Raw genomic sequence first — 14,813 nt, 5'->3', positions numbered from 1 at the left:
GCTGGGAATCTGTGCCTTGCCAACTTGCTAGGTAACCCAACTTGCTCAGTGACGCCGATTATTAACAATTTTATTCTAGCCTGAAAAGCGAAAAATTTGCCTGCGAGAGCGCGGTTGATGTCAGATTCGTTTCAGGCGATATTGCGGCGTCGGTATCCAAGAAAAGCGGTGGCAGTCAGCAGCGTCGTAGCCACGAGGAGCACATATATGCCAGACCATTGTGGCGATGCGGCGTCGAGATTTGGCACGTGATGGAGCGGACTCAGGCGCAAAACGTCGTCGGAAGCTTTGAACGACGGCCCGAGCATGGTGATGCTGAAGGTCGCCAAAATCGCAATCCAGCTCAGCGCACGTAACTTTGGAATCGCGCCAACCGTCACAATCGCGACCGCACTGAGCAACCAAACTGGCGGAATCGTAACTATAGCCTGCTTAAATACGTGCAACACCGAAACTGTATCGCTACCATACGTGGCGGCAAATCCGATTGCGAGCCCTGAAATTGCCATTGCAACTGCCGTGCCGAAGTACACCCAAACTACGCTGCTCAGCAGATAGCGCCACCGCGAAAGCGGGCCTGCTAGCAGCGGTTCGGCACGCAGACCCGTTTCCTCACCGTAAAAGCGCATCATGAGCTGTGCGCCGAGAATGGCCGCCATGATTGCGATAGTTTGCAAAATTGAGCTGATGAAAGCATAAATAAGGTTCGATTCAGCGGCCTTACCCGCCATCATTTTCAGCAGTTCTGGGTTGTCTTTGAACACGGAAACGATGGAAGTGGAGAGCGTGCCAAACATTATGCCCAAGAATGCAAAGGCGAACCACCAGCTCAGGAGCGTGCCGCGGTTAGTTTTCCAGGCGAAGCCAAAAATTCCAAGGCGGGGAGCGCGCTCGCGGCCTGGCCGTTGTGCAATGAATCCAAATCCGAAATCGCGGTTCGCATCGAGTATCAGGGCTATTGCCAGCACGATGACGAAAAATACTCCACAAGCTACGAAGGGGAGAAACTCGTTGCTGATGGCAGGATTCGTTCTTTCAATCCATCCGAACGGTGTGAGCCAAAGCGTCCACTCCGCCGCCGCACTTGAATCGAAGTAGCCACGTAGCACGTAGAAAAATGCGGCAGAGCCAATCGCGAGCGTATTGGCAATGCGCGCGTTTGATCCAAGTTGACTGGTGAGAGCGCTGACGGCGGTAAACATCAGTGCCGCCGCCGTGTAGCCTCCCGCGATTACCGCCGTCGCCATGGGAGTGCCACCGGACGCCCACGTTCCCAAGAAGCAGACGATTCCGAGCAGGCAAGCTGCGGTAACGCCCATCAGTACCGGCGCGATAAGCCGCGCCGTGCGGGTGACGACGCCGGATGCAATCAGTTCGCCTTGCCCCGAGTCTTCCTGGGCGCGAGTATTTCGCGTGACGAGCAAGATCGCCATGAGAGCTGCGAAGAAACAACCGAGCTGACCAGCGCGCCAGGCATTAAAGCCATCGCTCGTAAGCAAGTCTTTTGCCGGACCGAAGATAATCGATAACGAGGGGTTCGACTGCATGGCGAGTGCCATTTTCTGCCGTTCGGCAAGATCGGGAAAGGCCACATCGTAGGCGAGCACTGAGGAGACCGAGAGTAAAGAAATGAGCAGCACCCACGGCAAAATCTTTTTGAGGTCGTACCTCATTCCTGCTCGGTAAAGCTGCGCGGTACCGGTGAATGCGTGCATTATTGCGCCTGCTCATTCGCCGGTTTCGGGGCACAGTCGTGCGATGAACTGTTCGGCTGGGTATCGGGCTGGTTTGCCTGGGCAGACGGCTTGGTATGCTCGCTACTGCTTTTCTCGCTTTCCGCAACAGACGGCTTTGTGCGCTGCGCCGATTCGTCACCCTGCGAGTCTTCATACTGGGTGAGGAAGAGTTCTTCGAGTGATGCTGGCGTAACCGTGAGGTTGGCGACGCCAAAATGAAGAAGCTCAGCAAGTGCCGTATTTACGTGGTTTGCGTCGATCTGTGCCGTAAAGTGATTGCCGCGGTCGAGATGTACATTTTGGAAAATATCCGACCTTTGGAAAGATTCTGGCAACCTGCTCAGTGTGGCAGAAATAGTCATCTTTGCACGTCCGCGCAGATCCTCGATGCTGCCAGAGGTGATGATTTTTCCGCGCCGAATAATGCTCACTTGATCGGCAAGCGCCTCGACCTCACTGAGAATATGGCTCGAGAGCAGCACTGTTTTTCCGGCGTCCTTCTCCCTAGCGATTTCATCTTGGAAAATGGCTTCCATGAGTGGATCGAGACCAGACGTAGGCTCATCGAGAATGAGTAAGTCTGCGTTAGAGGCGAGAGCAGCAATAATAGCCACTTTCTGGCGATTTCCCTTCGAGTACTGGCGCCCGCGTTTGGTGGGATCTAGTCCGAAGCGTTCTATGAGATCTTGACGACGCCGGGAATCGAGTCCGCCCCGCAGGTTACCGAGCAGATCAATCGCTTCACCGCCGGAAAGATTGTGCCACAGCGAAACATCGCCGGGCACGTAAGCGAGGCGTTTATGCAACTCAACCACATCACGCCACGGATCTTTCCCAAACACCGTAACCTCACCGGCGTCGGCTTTAAGCAAACCGAGCAGAACTCGAATGGTAGTTGATTTTCCCGAGCCATTAGGGCCGAGGAAGCCGTGGACCTCACCCGCTTTGATCTGGAGATTTAGTTCATTGAGTGCAGTAAATTTGCCAAAATTTTTGACCAAGCCCTCGATGTTGATTACAAGTTCTGCGCTGTTCATGGGCGTGAATTAGTTTCTGATGCTGGGTGGATTGTTCCTGTACTTGGTGTATCTTCCGCTGCCGGCGAGTGGTATTTGTAAACAGCCCAGAGTAGGACGGAACCAGTTGCAAGGGCAACGCCGTTAGCGATCATCAGGGGGAGGGAGCCGGTGGCTGCACCGAGGCTAAACCACAGAATATAGCCAATGAACAGTACTGTTACCCATGCGGCGGAGATTCCAGAAGAGTCTTTGGTTTTGAGGATCACCCGAATTTGGAAAATGGGCGCGATAGACATAATCACACCCCAGAATGTGGTGATAATCGACAGAGCGGTGAGCATGAATCCCCCAAGTGGTTGATAATTCAACTTGACTATACATTATTGGGATGTAAAACAGGCGATTTTGTAGCTATCGCCTCTCTAGAAGCATGATAGCCACAAAATCGCCTGAGTTAGAGCATGTGGTCAAGTAACGCGAGCAGCAGTGGTACTAGCAACACCCCGTCTGCACCTGATCTTCGGCGTCGCGATCTCGCATTCGCCAAAAATCTCGCTCGCACATCGGTGGATGGTCTGGGTGTTCAATTCGATGCCGTGCCACATATCGTTCGTAAGCCGTATCCCCAAAAAATTCTCGGGTGTACCAGCGAATTTCCGAAGCAATATGGCGCAACATCTTGCCAAACTTGCCGATTTTACTCATCATTACCGCCGTTGTTTTTGTGGTGATCAGGTGTGGTTTTCAGGTGTAGTGCTCAGCTTTTTGCTTGGGTGGTGATCAACGCGTGCAAGAACCTTGTTCGACACACGGCGCTGATCACCACCTATTGCTTATTGGCTACTTATTTGCAGCTCAGGGTCTAGAGCTTAGAACCTGAGCTCAGTTCGCAGAGCTCAGTGCCCAGGGATTAGTTCCCCAAGCTCAGTGCCCGGAATGCTTTGAAGGAACGAGTGCGGGATCGCCCACCACTTCGTATTCCTTCTCCAACTTGCGCTCGAGCGACGTTGGGAACATCTGGCTTGGAGCGTAGTACTTCGACTCAACAAACGGATCTTCCGAGGTAATTGGCTCGGTTCGCTTGAATGCTTTGACGATCTCAATAATCGCGGCAATAAACACGAGCGCTACTACCACAACGAACAGGATCGACAGTGTGCCTTGGATGAAGGTATTACGTGCCACAGCCTGCTGAATCTCAGTATTAGCGGCGTCGAGCTTGCCCGAAGCAAGCAGTTCCTTCGCCTTGGCGTGCTGCGTCCAATAACCGAGGGCAGGATCAGGGGAGAAAATCTTCTGGTACGAAGCGGTGAACGTCGTCGCCGTATCGAATACCAGCGGCAACGCCGGAATCCAGATGTACTTCTTGTAACCCTTACGCGCCACCATTACCGTGACAACCATCAGTGCAACGGCTGCGATCAGCTGGTTTGCGATACCGAAGAGCGGGTAGAGAGTTTGGATGCCACCGCGTGGATCGGTAACGCCCATGAGTAGCAGCGATCCCCACGAAGCTACCACGACGCCGGTGGCAAGCCATGCGCCGACCTTCCACGATGGATCTTTGAACTTTGGAATCCAGTTACCGAGGGCATCGGAGAGCTGGAAGCGCGCCACGCGGGTGACGGCGTCCACAGCCGAGAGAATGAACAGCGCCTCGAACATAATCGCGAAGTGATACCAGAAGCCTGCCATCGAATTTCCGCCGATCCACTGGCGCATAATATTCGACATCGACACAGCTAGTGTAGGTGCGCCGCCAGTACGCGAGACGATCGACTTCTCGCCCACATCTTCGGCAACTTTCTTGAGCGCATCTGCACCGTAGTAGGTGACGGTGTTTCCGGCGTCGTCCTGAGACGTCCAGTGAGCTTCGATTTCTTTGCCTGCCACGTCGGTGACGCCCATCTTCTTGATTGACGTTGCGGCAAGTTCCTCAGGAGATTTCGAGGTGGCGACGACGTCCGGTCCGGCGATCTTTTGAAGCGAAGCTGCCGAGGTGTTCATCGAGAAGTAGATGCCCTGTGAAAGGCTTGTTGCCGCAGCTAGAGCCATAATTGCCACGAAGGACTCCATGAGCATGCCGCCATAGCCGATCATGCGAACCTGTGTTTCCTTTTGCACCATCTTTGGAGTGGTACCAGAGGAAACCATGGCATGCATGCCCGAAAGCGCTCCACAAGCAACTGTGATGAACAAGAACGGGAACAGTGTGCCAGCAAATACCGGACCTGCGGTATTGGTGGCGAATTCGGTTACTGCTGGCATTTCCAGCACAGGGCGCACAACAACGATGCCCAAAGCGAGCAGCACAATCGTGCCAACCTTCATGAAGGTTGAGAGGTAGTCACGTGGCGTGAGGAGAAGCCAGACTGGAAGAACTGCTGCAAAGAAACCGTAGATAACCATTGCCCAAACCAGCGTGGTTGGGGAGAGGTGGAGGTATGTGCCGAAGGAGCTTTCAGCAACCCAGCGGCCGCCGATAATTGCGAAGACGAGCAGGGCAAATCCAGCAATCGACACCTGCGTGACTTTTCCTGGCTGTACGTAGCGCAACCACAGACCCATGCCGATAGCGATTGGCAAGGTACAACCAACTGCGAAAACGCCCCATGCACTTTCGGCAAGTGCATTAACACAAACCATAGCGAGCACGGCCAATACGATCATGAGCATGATAAACACAATGATCGTGGCCAGCGTACCGCCGAATTTGCCGATTTCATCGCGTGCCATTTGGCCGAGCGAGCGTCCGCCGCGGCGCATCGAGAAGAACAGCACGAGCATGTCCTGTACCGCACCAGCTACGAGAACGCCGAAAATGATCCACAGCGTGCTGGGCAGATAACCCATTTGAGCTGCCAATACTGGGCCAACAAGCGGGCCAGCGCCAGCGATGGCGGCGAAGTGGTGGCCGTAGAGCACTACGCGGTTGGTAGGATCGAAGTCTTTGCCATTGTTGATTCGCTCAGCAGGGGTTGCGTTGCGATCATCGGGGCGCATGATCTTCTTCTGAATATAAAGTGCGTAGAAGCGGTAACCAATTGCGTAGGTGCAGACAGCTGAGATAACGAACCAAATAGCGTTAACATTTTCGCCGCGGATGATGGCGAGCATCGTCCAGCCAATTGCGCCCAGTAGTGCGATTCCTACCCAAATTGCGATTCTCCACCACGTCCATTTGGTATGAGGTTTCGTTCCAATTGGGATACCGTCTTTATTTCTAATGACCCACTTTTCCTCTTCCGGAGTGTAAGTCGGTAGGTCGGCGGCAGCGTGTTTTGCCATATCGATCTCCATTGCTCGAAATATTGAATATCTGCACTGCTACATGAATTGCGAGCCGTGGGAGCTCGCCTTTCACGTATTTGACGTGCGGCGATATTAGTGATTTGTGTAATTAGTGTAAAACTATTCGCGTAAGATTTGAACACGTATGAGCATTAATTGCAAGGCGAAAATCTCTTGCAGGGATAAAAATTCCTCGTACTGCCAGAGCGATCTAACAGTACGAGGAATAGATATTTTGGTGTGTTTCCCCATGGAGTTCCCCGTGAAGCTTCACAAAAAACTCATTGAAAACTCACATTAAGTGATTTAGTACCTGATTTACTTCTCAGCTTCCGCTTTTGCAGGAGCAATAGCGAGCTTCTGCACCCAACGGTAGAGCACGTAAACCACTGCGGCGAAGACGATCACGCCAACTACCTGCGTTGGGATCTCGCCATAGTTGAATACAGCGAGTGCTTCCTCATTCGAGGTTGCCCCGATGATGCCAGCGAGCACTACGCCAAAGAGCGATTCGCCCACAATCAGGCCGGTAGCGAGCAAAATGCCGAGTCGCTTGATCGATTCAGAATTGGTGCGGCGTTCTGCCCAGCGGTCGTATGCACGGCCGATGAAAGCACCGAGTGGAATCATCAGGGTGAGCGAAATTGGCAGGTACATGCCCATGCCCACTGCGAGTGGCGGAAGGCTCATGCCTTTCTTGGTGCGCTTGAGAACTTCGTCCACAATGATGATGACGACGCCGATCGCGGCACCGAGTCCGATGCGGCTCCAGTCGAGCGAGTTGCCGAAGATACCATTGGCAACCGAGGAAAGAAGCGCAGCCTGTGGAGCGGCAAGTGCATTTTCACCCGCGCCAGGAGCGCCGGCGAAACCAAAGCCATCGAGCATGAGCTGGAGGACTGGTGGAATAATCAGCGAACCGAATACCACACCGATAACCAGTGCTACCTGCTGTTTCCACGGAGTTGCGGAAACGAGCTGGCCAGTCTTGAGATCTTGGAGGTTGTCGTTTGAAATCGTTGCAATTCCGAAAACTACTGCCGAGGTAAACAGTGTGTATGCCACGAGAGCCGGAGCGTTAGAAGCGGATTCATTGCCTGTTACTACCTTGATGAGCAGTGCTGATGTGAGCACCACGATGATACCTACACCAGAAATTGGTGAATTTGATGCGCCAATCAAACCGGCCATGTAGCCACACACTGAAGCCACGATAAGGCCAATGAGCAGTACGAACAGGATCGAAAGGATCACGAGCGTCACAGTGTGATTCGAGATCTCTGAGACGTGGATAAACAGGTAAAGCAGTGCGCCAATTGGCAGCATAGAGGCCAAAATAACGCCGAGCACGATGTTGAATGGAATATCGCGTTCGGTGATAGGAAGCTCTTCACCGCTCTTACGGCTGCGCGACGAGGCGAGTGAATCCTTGATTCCACGCACAATCGGGCCGATGATCTTGATGAGCGTCCACACAGCGGCAACAGCCATCGCACCTGCGCCAACGAAACGCACGTCGTGGGAGAAAGTCGAGGAAACGACGTCGGCCAGTTCCCCGCCCTTGGGGAGAACCTGCGCAGAGAAGTACGGCAACAACGCTCCGTAGGAAATCAACAGACCCACGATCATTGCAATACCAACCGAAACTCCAACAAGATGTCCAACGCCGATCAGGGCGAGGGACAGGCTGGAGCCGATCATTGTGCCGCCGGAACCGAGGCGGAATGCTGCCGAAATCGAGCCTGCCACGCCTTTCATAGCAGCGAGGAGTGCATAACCTGCGGAAGCGATTGAACCCCAGATGATGACGGCGAGGCCCTTCTTGTTCTCTTCGGTGTTTTCAACGTTTTCGGTGTCGGAACCAACTTTGAGTACTTCAGCTGCGGCAACGCCTTCTGGATAGGGAAGGTCAGAGCCGGTAACGAGGGCGCGACGCAGTGGAATGGAGTACATGACGCCCAAAATTCCACCAAATGCACAGACAGCGGCAGTGGTCCAGTATGGGAAACCACTCCACCAGCCGACCATTACGAGGCCGGGAAGCACGAAGATGATTGCAGAAAGCGTACCCGCCGCGGACGCGATCGTTTGTACAATATTGTTTTCTTGGATGGTATGACCAGCAAATCTGCGAAGAATCGCCATCGAAATAACTGCTGCTGGAATGGAAGTTGCGAACGTCAAGCCCACTTTGAGGCCAAGGTAGACGTTGGCGGCGGTGAATACGAGCGTGATGAGTCCACCGATGATGATGGCACGAAGAGTGAGCTCGCGGATGGATGTAGAGCTTGATACAGCTCCGGTGCGTGAAGCTGGTCTATTACTGGATGACACAGCAAATCCTTTCTCGGTTTGCGCCACATTGTGCGAAAAGTCGTATATGCGAACTAAATCGTATGTGCGAACTTTACGAACTGATAGCGCGATCTCTAAAGCATGTATCTCTGATGGATATATACATGCACAGCCTAATACTAATTACTTGAAAATGCTCAATTTTCGGTGGTTTGTCACAGAAATTGGGTGTAAATCTTATCGTATTGTTGTATAAATATGCGATAATGTGCAGTTCTTACTGTGTGAGGCATCTGTTCTAGCAAACGGATAATAGTTGCACGCATAGCCTGACAACAATTGCCCGCATAGGCGGACAATTCCCGCGCACGTCCTCCTGCAATGAAGTGACCACACAAAGTGGGCTAGCATTGCGTCATACGCAAGCTCGGCACTAACGAATACTTGACCAACGAATAGAGGTAGAAATGCGGCTGTGGTCACTTCACCCTTCGCTGCTTGATCGGCAAGGATTAACGGCGTTATGGCGCGAAGCTTTGTTGGCGCAGGCGGTGTTAGCAGGTAGAACTCGCGGTTACACCAAGCATCCGCAGCTCAACCGTTTTCAAAACTGCCCTGATCCACGCGGCGCTATCGCGCACTACCTCGAAGCCGTCTATCACGACGCCGTGCGTCGCGGTTATAACTATGATCCAACCAGGATCGACGACGTTCCCCGCTACACAACTGCTCTCCCAGTTACGCGTGGGCAGGTTTTGTACGAGCGTGAGCATCTATTTGCAAAATTGCAGCGTAGAAGCCCTGAGTTAGCTACGGATTTCCCATCCGGTATGCCGGCACTCCATCCGAGCTTCTATCTCGTTGAAGGCGATATTGAGCCATGGGAGGTCGTGCAGCGGTAGTGTCTGCCGAGCTCGCTGATACGGCGGCAGTACTGTAGTTTTTCCGCAGTACCGTAGTATTTCCGCGGCATTGCTCCCGATAGCTTTGTAGTAGTGCCTCGGCGCTGTTGACAGTGCTGCGGCAACATTAGCGCAGCTTATAGCACCATCGCCGCAATCCAACCTGCAATGAGCAGCGGAATGTTGTAATGTAAAAAGGTTGGGATAACTGAATCGCGGATATGATCGTGCTGGCCGTCAATATTCAGGCCAGACGTGGGGCCGAGCGTCGAATCAGAGGCAGGCGATCCGGCGTCGCCCAGCGCACCAGCAGTGCCGATAATCGACACGGTAGCGAGCGGCGAAAAGCCCAGACTCACACATAACGGCACGTAAATCGTGGTGATGATCGGCAGGGTCGAGAACGAGGAGCCGATACCCATCGTCACGATGAGTCCTACTAGGAGCATCGCGAAAGCTGCGGCGGCCTTGTTGCCAGAAAACAGCGACGACGCCGTCTCCACCAGCGACGTTACGTCTCCAGTTGCGTTCATAACGGCTGCGAAACCCTGTGCGGAAATCATGATGAAACCGATCATGGCCATCATCTTCATGCCTTGAGTGAAGACGTCGTCCGCCTCGTTCCATTTCACGGCGCCCGTCACCATAAAGACGGACAATCCCACCAAGGCTCCCACGAGCAAGGAATCTGACTTAAAGCCGAAGCTCATCATGATCAGCTGAATTGCAAAAGTTGCAATAATCGCAACCAGTGCAACAATGATCCGGTAACGCGAAACTGGGGTAGCGTCGTCAGGCTGTTGCGAGGTGGTGTGCTGCTGCGAAACGGTGGACGGCGGCGTCGTGCTATTCGCAGCGGGTGCGCTGGTTGCACCGGCGGCGGTAACGTGTGTGGGGGTGGCGGAAGCTGCGGCGTAATTGCGTGGCTTGCGGTATGTAAAGAAGACGGCGATGAGCAGGCCGATAATCATGCCAATCGCGGGTATGCCCATAGCGTGCATGACGTTCACGCCGTCGGTATTAAGACCAGCTGAATTGATGTTTTTGAGCAGAATACCATTGAGGAAGATTGCGCCGAAACCAACTGGTAAGAACATGTAGGTGGTAACCAGACCAAAGGTGATTACGCAGGCTATGAGTCTGCGGTCGATGCGGAGCTGGTCGAAAATCGGAAGCAGAGGCGGGATAAGCAGCGGAATGAACGCGATGTGTACCGGGATCAGGTTCTGACTCATAATCGCCATTGCCAAAATACCTGCGATCATGCCCCATTTCGTGATCAGCGTGGCGCGGTTGAGAGCATGTGTGTGTTGCTCATGCGACTCCGTGGTGGATGCGTGGGCTTCCTTGTTGATCTTGCCAATCAGCCATTGAGCGAGAGCTTCGGGCAGGCCGGAACTGGCAACTGCCATGGCAAATGCGCCGAGCAAGGCGTAACTCAGCGCAATTTTTGCGCCACCCGAAAGGCCATCTTGGAAGGCGAGCATTGTGCCGTCGAAGCCGAGGCCGCCTAATAGCCCGCCCACCAGCGCGCCAATGAACAGGGAAAGTACCACGTGGACGCGCAAAAGAGCGAGTGCGAGCATCACAATCACGGAGATCAAAACGGAATTCATACTCGCATATTAAGCTATCAGGTCACTACCGCGTTCCGGTGGTGTACATAGTGAACACTTGGCACAATGGTTTTATGAGCAAATTGAACTTTCTTCCCACCGGCGAACCATATGTAGCCGATGCCGATCGCTACAGTCACACAGTTGTCGCACGCTGTGGAAATACTGGTTTACAGCTGCCGCGCATCGCTTTGGGACTGTGGCACAACTTTGGTGATGATCGCCCATTCCAGACTCAACGTGAGATTATTCGCAGAGCTTTCGATTTAGGCATCTTCCACTTCGACTTGGCGAATAACTATGGTCCGCCTTTCGGTTCAGCAGAAGAGAATTTTGGCAGGATTCTCGCTAAAGATTTGGCCAAGCACCGCCATGAGCTTATTATTTCCAGCAAGGCGGGCTGGGATATGTGGGAAGGGCCGAATGGCTTTGGCGGCTCGCGCAAGTACTTGCTCAATTCGCTCGATGAGTCCTTGCAGCGCATGGGCTTGGATTACGTGGATATTTTCTATCACCACCGCCCAGATGCCAATACCTCAATTGAGGAATCGATGATGGCGCTGCATGATGCGGTGAAGTCTGGTAAGGCGCTCTACGCAGGTATTTCGAGTTATTCGGCAGCTGCCACGCAGGAAGCGGCGCAGATTATGCGTGAGTTGGGTACGCCTTTAGTGATTCACCAGCCCTCGTATTCGATGCTCAATAGGTGGATCGAAGAGGGTGAGCCATCCCTGCTCGACGTCACAGCCGAGCAGAATATGGGCACGATTGCCTTTACTCCTTTAGCTCAGGGCTTGCTCACGAACCGCTATCTTGATGGAATTCCAGCCGATTCGCGCATCGGTGCTGGAAAGATGAACAAGGAGTTCTTCAATAACAATATTCTTGACCACGTGCGCGAACTCAATAAGATCGCACAGCAGCGTGGCCAGACGCTTGCGCAGATGGCGATTGCATGGATTTTGCGCGATCAAGGACCACGCACTGTTACAACGGCGCTGGTGGGAGCGTCGTCGGTAGCGCAGATGGAAGACTCAGCCGGAGCCTTGGGTAATCTTGACTTTTCCGCCGAAGAACTGCAGGCTATTGACGTGCACGCGGTTGATTCGGGAATCAACCTCTGGTGGGATGCCACGCAATCTCGCGCCTGAAAGCTGGTTAATGAATAAAATTGATGAACTGATCGTTGATAACGCACGCGAGGTGGGGTTATCTACGGCAGATTACATTGTTGTGTTTGATGATCCCTACGGCGATCTTTTTGCCGTAGCGCTTGATGAGATTACGCAGGATCGCAAGCGGCATCTAGTGGTGGGATCGCGCACGATCACGCAGGCCAAAGCGTGTGCGGACTTAGCTGATGAGCTTTTGGTGCGCCAGCGTGTGCATATCAGCGGCATCGATGGCTCGATGCGGCTTGATGAGTTCTTTGCTGGGCTGGCGGCGCTGCGCTCGAGTGTGGGTGACGGCGAGGGCGATAGCGAGAGTAATTGCGAAACTGAAGAGCTTGGCGCTGGCATGAGCGTGCTGGCGATGTCTCATTTGCCGAAAGCCCTGGCGGAACTTGAATATATGGCGACGGCGCTCGCGCTTTTTGGCGGGCGGGTGCAGTTCGTTGCCGGTGCGAACACAAAGCACATGAGCAAGAGCCAAAACCAGGTGCTGGAAAAGGTGCTTGGTGAATGCCGAGCTACGCTGGGTGTGGGCAAATTTCGGTGCTTGGTGAGTGCCGCTGTGGGGAATCGGGCTGATCTGGCTTATCAAGTGCCCAGCAGTGTGAGCGATTACGGCGAAATTTTCGGAGTTGGCGGCGCTTTTGGTGGGCCAAAGATCGACTTTGGTGGAGAGTTCCTTGCCAGCCGTGCAGCTGAGGATATGCAGCGAATAGTTGCTGATCCGCGCCGTGGTTTTGATACGCCGCCGCAAATTGTGGATTTGGGCTGCGGGAACGCTTCGGTTTCTTTACAGGTGTTGAGCCAGCTGCCCACTGCATTAATCTATGCCACTGATATCAGCGCTGATGCGTGCGCATCAGCGCAGCTCACTTTGCACAAGTCGATTGAAGCAGGGAATGTGCAGGTTACGTGGGACGATGCTGGAAGTGAAATTCCTGCTGAGTGGGCTGATTTTGTGCTGCTCAATCCGCCATTTCATGCTGGTACCCGGGTAGATGCCACGATGATTCAAGATCTGCTTGATGCCAGTTGGCGAGTGCTACGGTCAGGTGGAGATTTGTACTTGGTGCACAACTCGTATTTGCGTTACCGACCCGAAGTTGAACGGCGTTTTAGCAAGGTGCGAGAACTCGACCGAAATGCGAAGTTTACTGTGTTGCAAGCGCGTAAATAGCCGAACTTCTTGATTTTTCGGACGTAATTTAGGCGATGGTTGGGGTATCGCGCTTATATAACGCGATACCCCAACCATCGCCTGAGTTAGAGCACCAGTGTCAGATCAGCGTTTCCAGTAGAGTCCTTTTCGCAGGAACTTTGGCTCGGAAGTTACCAAAACGCCGAGATTTCGGAAGATTCCTTCATCCACCGAGCCTAGAATCGTGCTTGTGTGCACGTCGCACCCACGCAAATTAGGCAATTCGGCAAGAGCTCGTCGAGCATCTTCTGAACTACCAGCGGAAACCGACAAAGCAATGAGCACTTCATCCGTATGAAGTCGTGGGTTACGAGACCCGAGATGTTCCGTCTTCAACGCCTGAATCGGCTTGATTGACTGCGGCGATAGCAACTTCACGGAATCGTCAATACCAGCGAGAACTTTCAAAGCATTGAGCAGCATTGCAGCTGAACAGCCTAGTAATGGCGAAGTCTTTCCCGTGACAATCTTCCCATCACCCAGCTCAATCGCCGAAGCAGGAGAGCCAGTTTCCTCAGCCAAATCAACTGCAGCTTTCACCACTCGCCGATCAGCAGTACTCAGCCCAAGTTTGCTCATAATAAGGCTGATACGCTGCGAAACCACTGGCTTCGCGTTCTCGATCTTCTCATCAACGAGCGCCTTGTAATACCGGCGAATAATCTCTTGGCGTGAAGCCTCGCGGGTAACTTCATCATCGCAAATGCACAATCCGGCCATATTTACTCCCATATCGGTGGGGGAGCGATACGGCGACGATCCAGACATCTCAATAAGCAGCGTCGCTAACAGCGGAAAGACTTCAACATCGCGGTTGTAGCTCACAACTTGCTTGCCGTATGCCGCAAGGTGGAACGGATCAATCAAGTTCACGTCGTCCAAATCAGCAGTAGCCGCTTCGTAAGCAACATTCACTGGATGATCGAGCGCCATATTCCAGATCGGAAAAGTCTCAAACTTCGCATAACCTGCTTTAATACCCCGTTTATAGTCGTGATAGACCTGCGAAAGACAGGTGGCGAGTTTGCCCGATCCTGGCCCGGGCGCCGTCACTACGATAAGATCGCGGCTGGTTTGTACGTAGTCATTTTTGCCAAAACCTTCGTCCGATACCACCCGGGTCGATTCGGTTGGGTAACCTGCGATCGTATAGTGCTGCGATACCGTGAGTCCAAGGCGCTCAAGCTTCCGAGTAAATTCCTGTGCGATCTTGCCTTCCTCATCCGCCCTGGTGAGAACGACGTTATTCACCAAGAAACCGCGTTCACGGAACACGTCCACAAGGCGCAAAACGTCGTCTTCATAAGAAATGCCAAGGTCGGCGCGAATCTTTTGCCGCTCCAAATCCATCGCATTCACAACCACAATAATTTCGAGCTCGTCTTTTAGCTGCTCAAGCATCACAATCTTGTTGTCAGGCGTGAAACCAGGCAGTACGCGCGAGGCGTGCATATCGTCAAAGAGCTTGCCGCCCATTTCCAGATAGAGTTTTCCACCTATCTCTTCGCGCCGCGCCGCGATGTGCTCCGACTGCAAGGCGATGTACTTTTCTCTATCAAAACCGATAGCAACCAACACGAGTCC

The 14,813-nt window shown here is 53.2% G+C and carries 11 protein-coding genes; 3 read left to right on the top strand and 8 right to left on the bottom strand.

Annotated elements, in window-relative coordinates; translation table 11 throughout:
- Window positions 1-131: 131 nt before the first annotated feature.
- The 6 genes from EZJ44_RS01075 to EZJ44_RS01050 all read right to left on the bottom strand — a co-directional run bounded on the left by EZJ44_RS01075 (window position 132) and on the right by EZJ44_RS01050 (window position 8,380).
- Complete coding sequence (locus EZJ44_RS01075; RefSeq protein ID WP_131279259.1) at window positions 132-1,715, bottom strand: ABC transporter permease; 1,584 nt, start codon at window positions 1,713-1,715, stop codon at window positions 132-134.
- On the bottom strand, window positions 1,715-2,773 hold the full coding sequence (locus tag EZJ44_RS01070; RefSeq protein ID WP_131279257.1) for an ABC transporter ATP-binding protein: 1,059 nt from the start codon (window positions 2,771-2,773) through the stop codon (window positions 1,715-1,717). Before EZJ44_RS01070 ends, EZJ44_RS01075 begins: the two co-directional genes overlap by 1 nt.
- Complete coding sequence (locus EZJ44_RS01065; RefSeq protein ID WP_131279255.1) at window positions 2,770-3,096, bottom strand: SemiSWEET family sugar transporter; 327 nt, start codon at window positions 3,094-3,096, stop codon at window positions 2,770-2,772. Before EZJ44_RS01065 ends, EZJ44_RS01070 begins: the two co-directional genes overlap by 4 nt.
- 151 nt (window positions 3,097-3,247) lie before the next feature.
- Window positions 3,248-3,463 (bottom strand): YbdD/YjiX family protein, encoded by a 216-nt coding sequence (locus tag EZJ44_RS01060; protein WP_131279253.1) that lies wholly within the window; start codon window positions 3,461-3,463, stop codon window positions 3,248-3,250.
- Window positions 3,464-3,679: 216 nt separating this feature from the next.
- Window positions 3,680-6,043 (bottom strand): carbon starvation CstA family protein, encoded by a 2,364-nt coding sequence (locus tag EZJ44_RS01055; RefSeq protein ID WP_131279251.1) that lies wholly within the window; start codon window positions 6,041-6,043, stop codon window positions 3,680-3,682.
- Window positions 6,044-6,364: 321 nt separating this feature from the next.
- A complete protein-coding gene (locus EZJ44_RS01050; protein ID WP_131279249.1) occupies window positions 6,365-8,380 on the bottom strand; it encodes an OPT family oligopeptide transporter in 2,016 nt (671 codons plus the stop codon).
- A gap of 428 nt (window positions 8,381-8,808) precedes the next feature.
- Here EZJ44_RS01050 and EZJ44_RS01045 point away from each other — a divergent pair, with 428 nt between their 5' ends.
- On the top strand, window positions 8,809-9,243 hold the full coding sequence (locus EZJ44_RS01045) for a pyrimidine dimer DNA glycosylase/endonuclease V (RefSeq protein WP_131279247.1): 435 nt from the start codon (window positions 8,809-8,811) through the stop codon (window positions 9,241-9,243).
- 137 nt (window positions 9,244-9,380) lie between these two features.
- On the opposite strand, the gene EZJ44_RS01040 is transcribed toward EZJ44_RS01045, so the two are convergent.
- On the bottom strand, window positions 9,381-10,859 hold the full coding sequence (locus EZJ44_RS01040; protein ID WP_131279245.1) for a Na+/H+ antiporter family protein: 1,479 nt from the start codon (window positions 10,857-10,859) through the stop codon (window positions 9,381-9,383).
- Between the two features lie 74 nt (window positions 10,860-10,933).
- Here EZJ44_RS01040 and EZJ44_RS01035 point away from each other — a divergent pair, with 74 nt between their 5' ends.
- Both EZJ44_RS01035 and EZJ44_RS01030 read left to right on the top strand, forming a co-directional pair.
- Entirely contained in the window at window positions 10,934-12,010 is a 1,077-nt protein-coding gene (locus tag EZJ44_RS01035) for an aldo/keto reductase (protein WP_131279243.1), read from the top strand.
- 10 nt (window positions 12,011-12,020) lie between these two features.
- Window positions 12,021-13,208, top strand: a complete 1,188-nt coding sequence (locus tag EZJ44_RS01030) for a class I SAM-dependent methyltransferase (protein WP_165496056.1) — start codon at window positions 12,021-12,023, stop codon at window positions 13,206-13,208.
- Between the two features lie 105 nt (window positions 13,209-13,313).
- On the opposite strand, the gene EZJ44_RS01025 is transcribed toward EZJ44_RS01030, so the two are convergent.
- The gene (locus EZJ44_RS01025) at window positions 13,314-14,807 is read right to left on the bottom strand and encodes a DUF1846 domain-containing protein (RefSeq protein WP_206661826.1); all 1,494 of its coding nucleotides are present in this window, start codon (window positions 14,805-14,807) and stop codon (window positions 13,314-13,316) included.
- Between the last annotated feature and the right edge of the window lie 6 nt (window positions 14,808-14,813).

It is taken from the genome of Arcanobacterium bovis (assembly GCF_004331995.1).
Classification (GTDB): domain Bacteria; phylum Actinomycetota; class Actinomycetes; order Actinomycetales; family Actinomycetaceae; genus Arcanobacterium_A; species Arcanobacterium_A bovis.
Note: the sequence above shows the minus strand (reverse complement) of the source record. Positions and strands in the feature narration are given on the sequence as shown.

Coding starts and splice junctions, on each gene's coding strand:
- EZJ44_RS01060 (WP_131279253.1), bottom strand. CDS start 3,463: ATGATGAGTAAAATCGGCAAGTTTGGCAAGATGTTGCGCCATATTGCT.
- EZJ44_RS01035 (WP_131279243.1), top strand. CDS start 10,934: ATGAGCAAATTGAACTTTCTTCCCACCGGCGAACCATATGTAGCCGAT.
- EZJ44_RS01045 (WP_131279247.1), top strand. CDS start 8,809: ATGCGGCTGTGGTCACTTCACCCTTCGCTGCTTGATCGGCAAGGATTA.
- EZJ44_RS01075 (WP_131279259.1), bottom strand. CDS start 1,715: ATGCACGCATTCACCGGTACCGCGCAGCTTTACCGAGCAGGAATGAGG.
- EZJ44_RS01055 (WP_131279251.1), bottom strand. CDS start 6,043: ATGGCAAAACACGCTGCCGCCGACCTACCGACTTACACTCCGGAAGAG.
- EZJ44_RS01040 (WP_131279245.1), bottom strand. CDS start 10,859: ATGAATTCCGTTTTGATCTCCGTGATTGTGATGCTCGCACTCGCTCTT.
- EZJ44_RS01030 (WP_165496056.1), top strand. CDS start 12,021: ATGAATAAAATTGATGAACTGATCGTTGATAACGCACGCGAGGTGGGG.
- EZJ44_RS01065 (WP_131279255.1), bottom strand. CDS start 3,096: ATGCTCACCGCTCTGTCGATTATCACCACATTCTGGGGTGTGATTATG.
- EZJ44_RS01070 (WP_131279257.1), bottom strand. CDS start 2,773: ATGAACAGCGCAGAACTTGTAATCAACATCGAGGGCTTGGTCAAAAAT.